This window comes from Rheinheimera sediminis, assembly GCF_004005375.1.
In the GTDB taxonomy this organism is placed as follows: domain Bacteria; phylum Pseudomonadota; class Gammaproteobacteria; order Enterobacterales; family Alteromonadaceae; genus Pararheinheimera.
Genome location: NZ_RZUF01000079.1, coordinates 1 through 680, shown reverse-complemented (window position 1 = coordinate 680; position 680 = coordinate 1). Strand labels below are relative to the sequence as shown.

Here is a 680-nt window from a genome sequence, read left to right as displayed (position 1 = left end):
CCTGCACGACCTTCGTCTAACAGTTTACGGAACATTTCTACACCAGTACAAGTAGTAGTCACTGTGTCTTTCAGACCAACGATTTCTACTGACTCACCTACTTTTACGATACCTTGCTCTACACGGCCTGTTACTACAGTACCACGACCAGCAATTGAGAATACGTCTTCGATTGGCATGATGAATGGCTTGTCAATCGCACGTTGTGGTTCTGGGATGTAAGAATCTAAAGCTGCTGCCAGCTCAAGGATTTTTGGCTCCCACGTTGCATCGCCTTCCAGACCTTTTAACGCTGAACCACGGATTACCGGCAGGTCATCACCTGGGAAATCGTAGTCAGAAAGAAGCTCACGTACTTCCATCTCTACCAGCTCTAACAGCTCTTCGTCGTCTACCATGTCACATTTGTTCATGAATACAACGATGAAAGGTACACCTACCTGACGAGATAACAGGATGTGCTCACGCGTCTGTGGCATTGGGCCGTCAGTTGCAGCTACAACCAGGATTGCGCCGTCCATCTGTGCAGCACCAGTGATCATGTTTTTAACATAGTCAGCGTGGCCTGGGCAGTCTACGTGTGCGTAGTGACGAGTTGGTGTATCGTATTCAACGTGAGAAGTGTTGATCGTGATACCACGAGCTTTTTCTTCTGGCGCTTTGTCGATTTGATCGAAAGC

The 680-nt window shown here is 47.9% G+C and carries 1 protein-coding gene; it reads right to left on the bottom strand.

The features are described 5' to 3' along the window. Positions 1-680 (bottom strand): GTP-binding protein (locus EMM73_RS19825; protein WP_261373509.1); only part of this gene is annotated, 680 nt, incomplete at both ends.